The organism is Corynebacterium sp. CTNIH16 (genome assembly GCF_032821655.1).
Lineage (GTDB): Bacteria > Actinomycetota > Actinomycetes > Mycobacteriales > Mycobacteriaceae > Corynebacterium > Corynebacterium marquesiae.
Genome location: NZ_JAVBIG010000003.1, coordinates 20,705 through 35,021, shown reverse-complemented (window position 1 = coordinate 35,021; position 14,317 = coordinate 20,705). Strand labels below are relative to the sequence as shown.

Annotated in this window: 11 protein-coding genes; 7 read left to right on the top strand and 4 right to left on the bottom strand. The window is 56.6% G+C overall.

Going from position 1 to position 14,317, the window contains the following annotated elements:
* Positions 1-17 precede the first annotated feature (17 nt).
* Entirely contained in the window at positions 18-803 is a 786-nt protein-coding gene (locus RAE04_RS03865) for an SGNH/GDSL hydrolase family protein (protein ID WP_317026491.1), read from the top strand.
* Here the strand turns inward: RAE04_RS03865 and RAE04_RS03860 are convergent.
* The 3 genes from RAE04_RS03860 to RAE04_RS03850 all read right to left on the bottom strand — a co-directional run bounded on the left by RAE04_RS03860 (position 786) and on the right by RAE04_RS03850 (position 3,864).
* Positions 786-1,376, bottom strand: coding sequence for a flavin reductase family protein (locus tag RAE04_RS03860; protein WP_317026490.1), 591 nt, complete (start codon positions 1,374-1,376; stop codon positions 786-788). The two genes, RAE04_RS03865 and RAE04_RS03860, sit on opposite strands and share 18 nt — an antisense overlap.
* A 73-nt stretch (positions 1,377-1,449) precedes the next feature.
* Positions 1,450-3,003: a histidine ammonia-lyase gene (gene hutH / locus RAE04_RS03855; protein WP_317026489.1), complete on the bottom strand. Its 1,554-nt coding sequence runs from the start codon at positions 3,001-3,003 to the stop codon at positions 1,450-1,452.
* 108 nt (positions 3,004-3,111) lie between these two features.
* Positions 3,112-3,864 (bottom strand): IclR family transcriptional regulator, encoded by a 753-nt coding sequence (locus RAE04_RS03850; RefSeq protein WP_317026488.1) that lies wholly within the window; start codon positions 3,862-3,864, stop codon positions 3,112-3,114.
* A 200-nt stretch (positions 3,865-4,064) separates the two neighbouring features.
* Between RAE04_RS03850 and RAE04_RS03845 the strand changes: the two genes are divergently transcribed.
* From RAE04_RS03845 to hutG, 4 genes are read left to right on the top strand one after another with little or no spacing between them, the layout of a single operon-like run.
* Positions 4,065-5,258: an acyl-CoA dehydrogenase family protein gene (locus tag RAE04_RS03845; RefSeq protein WP_317026487.1), complete on the top strand. Its 1,194-nt coding sequence runs from the start codon at positions 4,065-4,067 to the stop codon at positions 5,256-5,258.
* A 27-nt stretch (positions 5,259-5,285) separates the two neighbouring features.
* Positions 5,286-6,434: a CoA transferase gene (locus tag RAE04_RS03840; protein WP_317026486.1), complete on the top strand. Its 1,149-nt coding sequence runs from the start codon at positions 5,286-5,288 to the stop codon at positions 6,432-6,434.
* A gap of 18 nt (positions 6,435-6,452) precedes the next feature.
* Positions 6,453-7,793 (top strand): YjiH family protein, encoded by a 1,341-nt coding sequence (locus RAE04_RS03835; RefSeq protein WP_317026485.1) that lies wholly within the window; start codon positions 6,453-6,455, stop codon positions 7,791-7,793.
* Positions 7,794-7,816: 23 nt separating this feature from the next.
* Positions 7,817-8,749 carry a formimidoylglutamase gene (gene hutG / locus RAE04_RS03830; protein WP_317026484.1) on the top strand — a complete coding sequence of 311 codons (933 nt, stop codon included), beginning with the start codon at positions 7,817-7,819 and terminating at the stop codon, positions 8,747-8,749.
* Positions 8,750-8,757: 8 nt separating this feature from the next.
* Here hutG and RAE04_RS03825 read toward each other — a convergent pair whose 3' ends face one another.
* Positions 8,758-10,104, bottom strand: a complete 1,347-nt coding sequence (locus RAE04_RS03825) for a YjiH family protein (protein ID WP_317026483.1) — start codon at positions 10,102-10,104, stop codon at positions 8,758-8,760.
* Between the two features lie 133 nt (positions 10,105-10,237).
* Between RAE04_RS03825 and RAE04_RS03820 the strand changes: the two genes are divergently transcribed.
* Together RAE04_RS03820 and RAE04_RS03815 are read left to right on the top strand one after the other, a co-directional pair.
* Positions 10,238-10,633 carry a (deoxy)nucleoside triphosphate pyrophosphohydrolase gene (locus tag RAE04_RS03820; RefSeq protein WP_317026482.1) on the top strand — a complete coding sequence of 132 codons (396 nt, stop codon included), beginning with the start codon at positions 10,238-10,240 and terminating at the stop codon, positions 10,631-10,633.
* A 539-nt stretch (positions 10,634-11,172) separates the two neighbouring features.
* Positions 11,173-14,295 (top strand): DEAD/DEAH box helicase, encoded by a 3,123-nt coding sequence (locus tag RAE04_RS03815; protein WP_317026481.1) that lies wholly within the window; start codon positions 11,173-11,175, stop codon positions 14,293-14,295.
* The last annotated feature ends 22 nt before the right edge of the window (positions 14,296-14,317 follow it).

Sequence of the window (14,317 nt, the reverse complement as noted above, 5' to 3'; positions counted from 1 at the left end):
GATCTACGATGGCCTGCATGCGCCGGTTCATCCCCCTCCTTTCCGCGGCCCTCCTCGCCGCTTGTTCCACCCCTGCCGAGGAACCGCAGCCACCCCACTATGTAGCGCTGGGAGATTCCTATGCGGCCATGGGATCGACCACGCTGCCACTAGATCCGCCCAATACCTGCGTACGCGCACAAGATTCCTACCCCGAGCTCGCGGCCGAGGAGATGGATGCGAAGCTCACCAATGTTGCCTGCCAGGGCGCTAGCACCCTCGACGTACTCTCCTCGGCCGGAGAGCACCCCGCCCAGGTGGACGCCCTGCAGGAAGACACCGACCTAGTGAGCCTGTCCATCGGCGGCAATGACGCCAGCTTCGTGCGCCTTACCCAGTGCGCCACGGACGATATCTGCCAGGCGGAATCCGGCCCGCAGATAGACCTGGAAATTCGCGATCTCCCCCGCCGGCTCGACAAGGTCTATGAGGAAATCCACCACCGCTCCCCCGATGCGAAGGTCCTTGCCACCGGCTACCTCCCCCTTATCAAGCACGGGGAGACCTGCCCCTACATAGAAAAAATCCCGGCCAGTGACCGGGAATGGTTGGCAGAGTCCATCGAGCGCATCAACCAGGCGGTGCGCGAGGCCGCCGAGCGCAACGGGGCTACTTACGTGCTTGCCGACGCCGCCCTAGACCACACCGCCTGCTCCCCCTCACCGTGGGTGGATTTCACAGGCCAGGAGACCAATTCCTTCCCCATGCACCCCACCCACGCGGGCCAGATGGCAATGGCCCAGGCGCTACACGCTGCCCTCTAGTCCGGCGCGCGCGGCCTCGTCGGAACCGGGCACGCGCATCTCGAATTTTTCTGTGACCACGGTGTAGTCAAAGTAGCCCATGCGCGCGATGGGCTTAATTTTGAGGATGTCCAGTTTGCCGTCCTCGTCAATGACGGATTCATCGATGTGAATGGTCTTGACATCCGCCACCACGAGGTCGATGCTGCCCACCTTGGAATTGCCAGGCACGCGCAGCGTGGTCTTGTACTGGCACTCGAACTTCACCGGCGATTCTTTCACCATGGGAATGCGGTAATTGTCCGCATATTCCTTGGTAACGGACAGGCGGTCCCACTCGCTGTCGCCATAGTCGAGCACCTGGGCGGATTTATTGACTTCCTCGCGTAGGTCATAGGTGGCCATATTCCACACGAACCAGCCGGTTTCTTCCGCATTGAGGACCGTGTCCTTGCGGCGACCATCCGGGTACTGGTTGGCCGAAAACATCACCATGGGCGGATCGAAGGTGAGGTTTTGCCACTGGCTATAGGGAGCGATATTTTCGCGGCCTTGGCCGTCGACGCTAGAGAGCCAACCAATAGGTCGTGGCACCGTGCTCGCCTTAAAGGGCGAAAATGGCAAGGGGTTAGGTTCGGTCTGCGGATGCCAGGAAATGGTCGACATATTAACCACGCAGCTTTCCAGTAGCGTCCTCGACGGCGTCGATAAGAGCGCCTTCCTTGACTAGGCGTACAGTCTCCTCGATTTCCGGGGACAGGTAGCGGTCCACGCCGGGGCCGTCCACAGTCTGGCGCAGCTTCTCAATCACCGCGCCGGTTCCCTTGGCCGGGGTGCCCTCGCGCATGTCGATGGCGCGGGCGGCGGTGAGGATCTCTACAGCGAGCACGCGCTGTAGGCCATCCACGGCCTTGCGCAGCTTGCGAGCGGCGGACCACCCCATAGACACATGGTCTTCCTGCATGGCCGAAGAAGGAATGGAATCGGCCGAAGATGGGTTGGCTAGGCGCTTCATTTCGCTCACGATGCCGGCCTGAGCGTACTGGGCAATCATGTGGCCGGAGTCAACACCGGGGTCGTCGGCAAGAAAGGCATTCAGCCCGCGGTTGCGCGCCGGGTCCAGAAAGCGGTCGGTGCGGCGCTCGGAAATGGAGGCCAAGTCCGCGGTGACAATAGCCAGGAAATCGAGCGCATAGGCAACTGGCGCGCCGTGGAAGTTGCCATTGGAGACCACGCGACCATCCTTGGTTACCACCGGGTTATCCACCGCGGCGGCCAGCTCGCGCTCCGCCACCTGGGTGGTATGCGCCAAGGTATCGCGGAATCCGCCCGCTACCTGCGGGGCGCACCGCACGGAGTAGGCATCTTGTACCTGATTCTTTTTGAACTCCTCGAGCGCAGCTTCCAAGATCTGTGATCCCTCGGCTACCTGGAGGATATTGGCCGCGGCATCAGCCTGGCCCGGGTGCGGGCGTAGCTGCTGCAGGTCATCGGCAAAGACCACGAGGGTGCCGAGCATCCCTTCCACAGACATGGCGGTGGCAATATCGGCGGTCTTTGCGGCCGCGCGCAGGTCAGTAATGGCCAAGCAGAGCTGGCCGAGCATGCCATCGGTGCCGTTAATAAGCGCTAGGCCTTCCTTCTCGCGCAGCTGCAGCGGCTCGATGCCGGCCGCGGCCAGGGCGTCGCCCGCGTCCTTAAGCTCACCATTGACACGCACCTCTCCCTCCCCCAGCAGGGCCAGTGCACAGTGAGCAAGCGGTGCCAAATCGCCGGAGCAGCCCAGCGAACCATACTCGCGCACCACCGGAACGATGCCAGCGTTCAGTGCCTTGGCATAGGTTTCTATCACCACGGGGCGCACGCCGGTGCGGCCGGTACACAAGGTGGACAGGCGCAGCAGCATCAGTGCGCGGATAACTTCTTCTTCTACCTCTGGGCCAGTGCCCGCAGCGTGCGAACGCACCAGGGAAAGCTGCAGCTGTGCACGCATCTCTTCTGGGATATGGCGGCGAGCGAGCGCACCAAAGCCAGTGGAAATGCCATAGACCGGGGTGGGATCCTGCGCGAGTTCTTCTACGCGCTCGCGGGTGGCGGCCACCTCTTCTAAGGCTTCGGGCGCAATCTCCACCTTCGCCCCATAGCGGGCAACGGCAACGACATCCTCGATGCTCAGTGCGCCGACATTTACAGTCACGGTGGTTGGGTAGGCGCTAGGCATGGCAAAAACTCCTTGGAGTAGGGATCAATAATCAAAAATGTGTCGCGCGACAACCCAACGCGATAGATGTATGCTACATCATATTTTCACCATGCGAGGGCTCAGTCGTTAATCCGCCGCCTTCTTGCCATAAATGCGACGCGAAAGTTCTGCTGCCAAGAGCGCCAGCCGGTCAACCACCACGGCTTCCTTGGCACGGTTTTCCTCCGTGATGGAAAACGTGACCGCCAACGCCGCCGACGGCCGGGCGAGGTGGTCCTTGACTGCCACCGCAACCGTGGCCTGCCCCTTAGATACCTCTTCCCTCTCCTCCGCCCAACCGCGCGCACGCAAGGTTCCTACCTGCTTTTTATACGGAGCGAAATAGGCAGATGCCCCCTTATCCGAAAATGCAGCACGCACTTCACCCTCCGACTGAAAAGCCATCATGATCTTTCCGGAAGCAGTTTTATAGGCCGGCAATCGAACCCCCTTATCCGTCACCAGAGACACAGCGCCCGGCGCGCGAACCTCTTGCAGGTAGACAATTTCAGCACCAGACATGCGGGCGATGTGCCCGGAGCCAGCCACGAAAGTGGCAATGTCGCGCAGCTGGTTTGTCGCCAAGCGCACGAGGGGCTGCTGGGTCGAATAAGCCGAAGCCATGGAATATGCCGCAAGACCAAGTCCGTAGGTTTGATTTTCCTCAATATGCACCACGAATCCGGATTCCACCATTTCATTAAGCAAGTGATAAGTGGACGAGCGGGGAAGGTCCAGTTCAGAACGGATGCGACTGGCAGAGATTGGGACATCAATAGTGGAAAGCAGCCGCAAGATAGCGAGCACGTTTCTCGCCGCTGGAACATGAGATTTAGCCACGGTCAACCGCCTCCACTATAGAAATAACTATTAACGTACAGAAATAACTTACCTCTTAACAGTCTCATATACAAGACTTTCCACCCGATTCGACTAGTGCTTTCCTATTCCGCTCACCGTAGTCTATCTCACACAGAGTGTTACAGGTTACATTCTGTCACCGAATGTGTGTTGTCTAACTTATTGGATTGGAGAACCCTATGCCCGGCCGCTCCCCAGACGGAGACTTTTACGGATTCGAACAGGACCTACCCGCGGAAGAACTTGAGATTCTCCACAAGGTCCGCGACTGGACCCACGACAAGGTTCGCCCCATCGCCACCGACTACTGGAATCGCTGCGAATTCCCCCACGAGCTACTCCCCTCTATCCAAGAACTCGACATCATCAGTTTGGTTCGCCGCCAAGGCCGCTCCCATCTGCTGGCTGGTCTAGTCACGGCGGAAATTCACCGCGCCGATGCCTCCGTCGGAACGTTTTTCAGTGGCCAGGATGGTCTGTTCACGGGATCCATTGAGCTGCTCGCTTCCGAGGAGCAAAAGGAGCGGTGGCTCCCAGACATCTACGCGGTAAAGAAACTCCCAGACATCTACGCGGTAAAGAAAACCGGCGTCTTCGCCATCACCGAGCCGGATGCCGGTTCCGACGTCGCGCAAGATATGTCCACCACCGCCACGAAGGTCGACGGCGGGTGGATCCTCAACGGTGCGAAACGCTGGATCGGCAACGCCACCTGGTCCGATTACGTCGTAGTTTGGGCACGCGATCCTGAAGACAACCACGTCAAGGGGTTCCTCGTCGATACCTCCTGGGAAGGCTACAAAGCCACCCTCATGCGCAACCGCATTGCGCTTCGCGCTGTGCAAAATGCCGATATCACGCTTAACGACGTCTTTGTTCCAGATGATTACAAGCTGGCCCACGCCAATACTTTTAAAGACACCAACAAGGTGTTGAAGTCCGCCCGCTCCACAGTGGGCTGGCAAGCAGTAGGACTGCAAATGGGTGTACTGGATACTGCCTTGGACTACACCGGCAAGCGCAATCAATTTGGAAAGCCACTGGCTAGCTTCCAGATTAACCAGTCCAAACTTTCCACCATTTTGGGCAACCTCATCGCTTCCGAATCCATGATGGCGGCCCTTACTCGCCTGGAGGCCCGGGGAGACACCCGCGGCGAGCACTCTGCACTAGCTAAGGCACACGTATCCAAGTTGATGCGCGAGTCCGCCGCACTTGGCCGCGAACTCCTCGGCGGAAACGGCATCATTTCTGACTACACCGCCGCCAAGCACTTCTGCGATGCCGAAGCAATCTACTCCTACGAAGGCACCTTCGATATCAACCAACTCGTTGCTGCCCGTTCCATCACCGGCATTTCCGCCTTTGTCTAAACCACTTCCCCGGAAAGGAGCTCCCCCATGGTCGATACTGGACACCCACACTCCCTCGAAGGCCTGCGCGTGCTGGATATGTCACGCGTGCTGGCAGGTCCCTTTTGCTCGATGATTCTGGCTGACTTAGGGGCCGAGGTCATCAAAATCGAAACCCCCTGGGGTGATGACTCCCGCAATTTTGGCCCAGATTTCAAAGGTGACTCCGCCTACTACCGGCTATTTAACCGGTCTAAGAAGGGCATCACCTTGAACCTCAAAGAAGAGGCAGACTTGAACACGTTGCGCGAGTTGGTGCAGCGTGCCGACGTACTGGTAGAAAACTTCCGGCCCGGCGTAATGGAAAAACTGGGCATTTCTCCAGAATCCCTTATTGAACTCAACCCGCAGCTCATCGTCACCAGCATCAGTGGCTTTGGCCAAAGCGGTTCTATGAGCAAGGCCCCTGCCTATGACCTTGTGGCACAAGCGATGAGCGGAATCATGTCTGTAACCGGCTGGCCAGGCGGGCGCCCCACCCGTGTAGGCATCAGTCTGGGAGATCTGATCCCCGGACTCTATGGTGCTATCGGCACGCTCGGCGCCTTGCAGGAGCGCCATCGCACCGGCCATGGACAGCACGTTGACGTCGCCATGTTTGATTCCTTGGTATCCATTCTGGAATCAGTGGCCATGCGAGACTTGTATGAAGAAGAGGTACCCACGGCCGTTGGTAGCGACCACGCCATGACCGTCCCCTTCAGTACTTACCGTGTGGATGACGGTGAGGTGGTCATCGCCATCTTGAATGAGAAGCTCTTCGGATGCCTGACTCGCGCCTTGGGCTTGGAATACATGGTCGATGATCCGCGGTACAACTCCAATCCCGCCCGCAAAGAGCGCCGCGAAGAAGTCCGCTCCATTATTGAGGACGCCCTGCGGGGCAAGACCGTCGAGCAAGCGCTCGCCCTCTTCCAAGAACACGGGGTTCCCACCGCGCCGGTCCATTCCGTTGACGAAGCCCTGCACGGAGATGTAGGCACTGAACGCGAAGTTCTCTTTACCGAATCCGATGGATTTACTACCTTAAGCTCTCCCCTGCGTCTGACTGGCTCCCGCCAGCCGGAGCCAGCACCGCAACTAGGAGAGCACAACGCCCATATCCCCGAATGGCTCGCTGAGCCGGTGCGCGGATGATTCTGAAATGGAAACACCATGACTGACACCACAAATCCTCGCACTAAAACCTCCACCCCTCCAGTGAAAAACACCTGGCGATTCTTTGTATATAGCGGACTCGGCATCTTCGCCTTCTTCGTCCCTTTTCCCTTCGGAGGAGAAAACACCATCCTGCTCGATCACCTGGTGGGTTGGATTTCTGACACCCTAGGTAGCGGCTCCAAGTACGTAGTGCTGCTGCTCATCGTTGCCGGTGCCATCGCCCCATTTGCCACGGGCACATGGAAGTCCTCTGCCGCACGCATGGTCTTCGCCTTCTTGAATATCTTGGCGGTGCTCATCACGGCCATGCTGGTGTTTAATTTCGGCCCCGCCTTCATCTTTGAAGAAGACCTCGGTCCATTTCTCCTCAATAAACTAGTCATCCCCGTGGGCCTCTTAATCCCTGTGGGTGCCATTTTCCTCGCCCTACTGGTTGGATTCGGCCTCATGGAGTACATGGGCGTGTGGGTCCAGCCCATCATGCGGCCGCTGTACAAAACACCTGGGCGCTCAGCTATTGATGCAGTGGCCTCCTTCGTCGGCAGCTACTCGCTAGGCCTGCTCGTGACTAACCGCGTGTATAAGGCCGGTGGATATACCGGGAAAGAAGCGGCCATCATCGCTGCTGGATTTTCTACCGCCTCCGCCACATTCATGGTGGTCATCGCCCGCGCCCTTGACCTTATGAGTGTGTGGGGAATGTATTTCGGAGCCACCCTTATCGTCACCTTCCTGGTGACAGTAATAATGGTGCGCATTCCACCCATCGCTACCATCCCGGAGGACTACTACCCCGGCGCGGAACCCAACCCGGAATCCGAGGTCAATGACAGCCGTGCGCACACTGCCTGGGAAGAAGCAAAGGCAGTTCTCCGTGATTCGCCACCGCTTTGGAAGGTCCTGTGGCACAACTTCCGCGATGGCCTGCTCATGACCATGCAGGTTCTACCAGGCATCATGTCCGTGGGCTTCCTTGGCTTGGTAGTGGCCTTCTACACCCCGTTCTTTACTTATTTTGGCTACCTGTTCTACCCAGTGCTGTGGATCTTGGGAGTACCGGATCCGGGCCTTGGCTCCGAAGCCCTCGCCATTGGCCTATCTGAGCTCTTCCTACCAGCCACCTTGGTTGCCGGCGCGGAATCCGATGTCCTGAGGCTTATTATCGCCATGGTCTCAGTCTCCCAGGTATTCTTCTTCTCCTCTATGGTGCCTTCCGTGCTGGCCACGGACATTCCACTGAGCATTAAGAACATCATCATAATCTGGTTCGAGCGCGTCATTTTGTCCACCATCATCGCCGCACCGTTTGCCTACGGCATCGCTGCGCTAATGTAACTCGCCGCCTAACATCGAAAACCATGAACACAGAAAAAGCTGAACTTTTCACCCCCGCCCCCGAATGGTCTGGCCGCTCCGATGGCCCAGGCCCAGAACATGCCCGCTGGCATAGCGTTATCAATCAGTCCACCGAATCACCCGCCCCAGTAACCCTCCTAGGCTTTGCGTCTGATGAAGGCGTGCTGCGCAATGGCGGCCGCCAGGGTGCAGCCGCAGGCCCAGCCGCGCTGCGTTCCGCGCTGGGTTCCTTGGCGGTCCACCATGGGCATGCGCTTGCCGACGCCGGCACGATTACCACCCAGGCCGATGACCTCGACGGCGCCCACGACGCGCTTTCTAACAAGGTGCGGGAACTCGTCGAGGCCGGCACCCTCCCCATCATTTTGGGCGGCGGGCACGAGACCGCCTTCGGCTCGCACCGCGGCCTTTACCGCGCTGTGGGCGCCACCAAGATCATCAACCTGGACGCCCACTTCGATCTACGCCGCGCGGACCACGCCACCTCCGGCACCCCGTTCAAGCAGATTTCAGAGCTCACCGATGACTTCGACTACACCGTGCTGGGTATCTCCCGCCCCAATAACACCGCAGTGCTTTTCGACGAAGCCGAGTCCCTCGGCGTGGCCATCGCTCTGGACGAAGAGCTCGTTAACCTCTCCCCGGCCGAGTGCGGCGAGCTCGCTGCCCGCGCCACGGAGGGCAAGGACAAGGTCCACCTATCCATCGACCTCGACGTTTTGCCAGCGTCCACCGCGCCGGGCGTATCCGCCCCAGCGTCTCTGGGCGTGAGCTATGAGCGCATCCGCGCCATGGCCGTAGCTATTGCGCGGACTGGAAAGCTGGCCTTGGTGGACGTCGTCGAGCTCAACCCCACCTTTGACATAGATAACCGCACCGCCAAGGCAGCGGCGCGGCTCATCGACGACATCGTAACGGCCCACCTAGAGGCCTAGCTACTTTCTCAAAACAGCAGGTGGGCAATCGGCGTGGCGATAAGAATGGTCAGCGCCACGCGCTCGAACCAGATGATGACCAGGTGGGTCAGCTTCACCGGGATCTTGGTTGCCAGGATGCACGGCACCAGAGCGGAGAAGAAAATGATGGCAGAGACTGCCACCACGCCGATGACGAACTTGAGCACCATGCTGTCGCTGCCTGCCACTGCGGTGGCGGGCAGGAACATCTCCGCAATACCCATGGCCGCGCCCTTTCCAGCCTGGACCGGCTCCGGCAGCTGCACTACCCACGCGAAGGGATAAAACAGGTATCCAATCCACTCGAAGATGGGCGTAAAGCGCGCAAGTAGTAGGCCAATAAGGCCCACCGACATAATGGAAGGCACGATGGCCGCCGCCATGCGCACGCCATCGCGCAGATTCTCCCAGATGGATTCCCACAAGGACGGCGCGCGCTGCAGTGCCAGCATTGCTTCGCGCCACGCGTTCTTGATGCGCGAGCCTTCCACCGGCTTTTCCGGGTCTGGGTGCGCATCCGCAAAATACTCGTCTGGAATGGTGCGCAGCGGCGGAATGCGCACGGTAATGGCCGTCACTACAAAGGTCACGATGAGCGTGACAATAAAGTAGGTGCCCCAGACCTTCATCAGGTCAAGCTGCTTGGCCACGATGACCATGAAGGCCGCAGAGACCGTCGAAAAGCCGGTGGCAATGATGGCCGCCTCGCGCCCGGTATAGCCGCCCTTTTGGTAGACGCGGTCCGTCACCAAAATGCCCAGCGAATACGAGCCCACAAACGAGGCCACCGCGTCAATGGCGGAGCGCCCCGGCGTCTTCCACAGCGGCTGCATGATGGGCTGCATGAGCACGCCGACAAATTCCAGCAGGCCAAAGCCAATGAGAAATGCCAGGAATGCCCCACCGATAGGCACAATGAGGCCAACCGGAATCGCGATGGAGTTCCACAGGAACGGCACCAGGTCTTCATCGCCCAGCACCCACGGCAGCGCATCGATGACCATAAGGAAGGAGACCACCGCACCCACAATGTTGAGCACCGCAAAGACCGCCTGCAGCGCGCTTTCCTTAAACGCCCCGGTGGTAAAGCTGCGCACCGTGCCGTAGACAGCAAGGGCAAAGATAATCCACGGCACCGCTGCCGGAATCCCTTCGCGCACCATCGTGACCATGTGATCCAAAGGAATGGAGCGCTTATCCTGATACGTCACCGGCAGGAAGAATACGAACGCGCCAATGGCGCTATATAGAAAGAGTTTCCACCGTCCGCCAGGCTGCGGGATTTCCCCGTCATGGCTCTGGATGGAGGAGTAAACCGATTCAGTAGAAGTCACAGTAAAACCGTCCCCTCAAGCTTGCATACAAAAATCAAGCCCGCGTGACAGCCTTACGCGAACATTGGGGATATGTTAGCTAAGTAACAGCTCACTGTCTAGACGTTTTCGAGATCTAAGGCACAATAAAGTCATGTCTAAACCCATTCGCGTCGTCGGCGCCGTCTTCCATGATGGCCAGCGTTTCCTCGCCTGCCGAAAGAAACCGGGCAAACCACTAGAAGGCCACTGGGAATTTCCAGGTGGAAAGATTGAGCCTGGCGAAACTCCTGAGGAAGCTCTAGCTCGGGAAATACACGAAGAACTTAACCTCAAAGCCGAGGTGGGAGCCAAGGTCGCGACAACAACCTACGAGTACGCATTCGGGACCATTGAACTAACGACATTCTATTGCACGCTTGCCGACGGCGACCTATGCCTGACCGACCACGACGAGGCGAAGTGGGTTACCCCCGCTGAGGCCGCTAGTTTGAGCTGGGCTCCCGCTGATATTCCGGCGGTAGAAGCATTAGCTTCTACTCACAACTAAGGAACGAGAGATCCCTTCTTTCGTAGTATCCTTTCGCCAGCATTCGGCGGATATCCTCCGCTAAACGCAACACCAATTGCGGATCAGACTCCGCCAATGCGGCGATTTCCTGTGTTGCTTTTCCTCCGTTGGTCGCTTTCCCCTCATATGAAGGCCGCGCTGAATAGAGGTCAAAGTATTTTCGGCTCACGCCATTGACATTCCTAAACTTTGGTCCGGGTAGGAACTCCTCTCCATGCATGGTGCCGCTTGCCAGAAGGCTGGAGACCCGAGATACTTCTTCTGTCGGACCGGTAGTTGGCCAACCTAAACGGATGCCCACCTCAGCCACTAAAAAATTTCATCATGTAACCATTTCGGGCTTCTCAATCCGGGCTCCAATCAAAAGGGAATATAGGGTTCGGAATCTTTACACGCTTTTCTTCAAAGAGTTCACACTCTCGGGAAATCGATGCAGAACAAAATCAGCGGGAGAAAATTACTTCGCTAATCCTCTTATAGGCCAATTAAAAGTGCAAAGCCTTTAGAATTTGGTCATTATGAGCACCAGTCCCGATTCTTCCCTACCTTTTGGCGTATACGAAACCCCCATTACGACCCGGATTCGCGAGCGAATGGAGGAAACACTAAACCAACACCCTGCTGCAGGATTCGGTATTGGAAGAAGTTCCGATCAGGAAGCTCAAGGCCGCTACACCTCGGCGATTGCTCAGCACATCGGCTCACTCTTAGAGCGCCGTCTCCTCGGATTGAAGTCACCCGAAGACCGAGTTGCTCTGATTAACAACATTGCGCTTCTACTGGGCAATGATGAGGGAATCGATTCCGAGGAGCTTCTCTACGCTGTGTACAACTCGGGGTTAGCAGATCCGCCCCTCCTTCCAGACGTTTCACTCACCAAGAGCGCACTATTTACCAACGCCCTGGGAGAATCTAGTTTAACCAGCGAAATCGAGAGAGAAATCAAGACGGCCGATTCGGTAGACCTGCTGTGCGCCTTCATTAAGAATTCCGGCATTAGCGTCCTTGATAGACAGCTCGAGTATCTCCGAGACAACAAGATCCCCTTCCGCCTTCTTACTTCTACGTACTGCGGTGCGTCTGACGCAGCCGCTCTCAAGCGATTGGTTGAGAAGTATCAGGCAGAGGTGAAAATTTGCTACGAGCACAAATCCACTCGCCTTCATGCCAAGGCTTGGCTGTTCCGCCGAAAGTCCGGTTTCGACACTGCATTTATTGGTAGTTCTAACCTGTCAAGGTCCGCTCTAGTCGATGGTTGGGAGTGGAACGTCCGCGGATCTAACACCGCAACACCAGAAGTAATCGATAAATTCATCAAGACTTTCGATAGTTACTGGCATGACAGCCATTTTAAAACCTTCGACCCTATTAGTGACATGGAGCGCCTGGAACGGTCTCTGCGCATTGCCAAAGGCGGTGAATCGTCCGGAGCGCTTCGCCAATTGGAGCTTTCTGGCCTAGAGGTAACGCCCTACCCATACCAAGAAGAAATGCTCGAGGCGTTGAGGTCAGAGCGCGAGATAAAGCATCGACATCGAAACCTCCTGGTAGCAGCGACAGGAACTGGAAAGACCGTAGTGGCTGCACTGGATTATCGAAATCTTTGCGAACAATGGAAGCGACGCCCCCAATTGCTCTTCGTGGCTCACCGAAAGGAAATTCTTCACCAAGCCCGACGGACTTTCCGGGAAGTTCTCAAAGACGCTGATTTTGGAGAGCTGCTTGTCGACGGCGCTGAGCCCCACCGTTGGGATTTTGTTTTTGCAAGCGTGCAATCTCTACACGCTTCTCGTCTACAAAAGCTGGATCCCAAACGCTTTGATGTCGTAATAATTGACGAGTTCCATCACGCACAAGCTCCCACCTATAACGCGCTTTTAGACCACTTCCAACCACGAGAGCTCGTAGGCTTAACAGCAACCCCAGAACGTGGTGATGGCGAAAACGTTCAAAAATACTTTGACTACCGCGTAGCCCATGAACTGCGCTTGTGGGATGCTTTGCGTTTACAGCTCTTAGTTCCTATGCATTACTACGGGATTGCTGATGGAACGGACCTTTCTTCGTTGACCTGGAGCCGGGGCAGGAAAGACTATAACTCCAGAGAGCTCTCTGAGTTCTACATCAAAGCAGGAGAAAAGCGCACCCGCTTCATTATTAACGAGCTTAACCGACGCGTTTTCGATCTCTCAGAGATGAAAGCTATCGGGTTTTGCGTCACTATTGCTCACGCAAAATATATGGCAACGCAGTTCCAACAATTTGGAATCCCAGCGCGCGCTGTAACGAACGAGCTCTCTGCCGTAGAGCGGGCCCAGGCCATTAGAGAGCTGGAGGCTGGCGAGGTCAAAGTTTTGTTCTCTGTAGATATATTTAACGAGGGGATAGACATCCCGGCTGTTAACACCCTACTTTTGCTCCGCCCGACGCAAAGCCCCGTGGTCTTTCTGCAACAACTAGGTCGCGGTCTCCGTCTATCTCCAGGTAAAGACTCCTGCGTCATTTTCGATTTCATTGGCCAACAGCATGCGGATTTTGATTTCGAGCGAAAGTTCCATGCCCTAACCCGGAAACGGGGCAAGCGCTTGACCGAAGAAATTGAACAGGGATTTCCCACGACTCCACCTGGGTCACATATTCAGCTCGACCAAACGACAACCGAGCAGGTTCTCCGCAATGTCAAGAAGATCTCGCGAAATTCCCTACGCAAAGTACGCGCATTGCTCTCTGAGATTCGAACTACAGATCTCAAAGAGTTCCTTGAGGAAGCAAATCTCCAATTAGAAAACATCTATCGCCCGTCAAAATATTCATGGACGCGGTTACTTCGTGAAGAAGGCCTCATTCAGCAGAACGCCAGTGAGACCGAGGCGTTTCTGCTTAATCGGGTTCGGGTTTTCCTCCACGTCAACGATCCGCACCGAATCGATGCCTACCTGCGCATCCTTTCCACCCCAGATCTCCGCTATGCCGACATGGAACCATCCGATCAAGCTTTCACCCGGATGCTTGTTCTCGGGTTCTGGGCAAACTCAAATTCTCCGCATCCCGGTTCTTATGACGAGGCACTGATGATATTGCGCCAGCACCCGCAGGTTGCTTGGGAATTGCAACAGGTTATGCAAATGTGCAGCGACTCCGCTCGCATTATTCCGCAGCATAGCGAGACCTCTGTGTTGGAGACGCACGCGGACTATTCATTGGCTGAACTAATTGGTGCTTTGGAGACTGGAAGCCTTGCACGACTGGTGAACCTTCCCCGCGAGGGCGTGAAATACTTCCCCGATATCAATACAGACCTGTTCTTGGTGACGTTCCAAAAAGACGAACAAGTAAGTGCCTCTACGAATTACCGAGACTATCCAATTTCACCTGATCTGTTGCACTGGGAATCCCAATCAACAACGACGCTGAAGTCGAAGGCGGCTAAACGTTACATCGGCCATCAGAACCGTGATGGCAAGATTCTCATAGCCTCGCGTTTTAACAAGAAGAACGAAGTCGGTACAGCGAGCGCTTATACCTATTTAGGCGCTGTGGATTATGTGTCACATCATGGAGAAAAGCCGATCCAATTCGAATGGAAGCTCCAGCGAGCAATGCCCAAGGCTCTCTACGCTGCGGGAAGAACGGTGGCCTAGACGGCCGATCGAAAAATTGAAA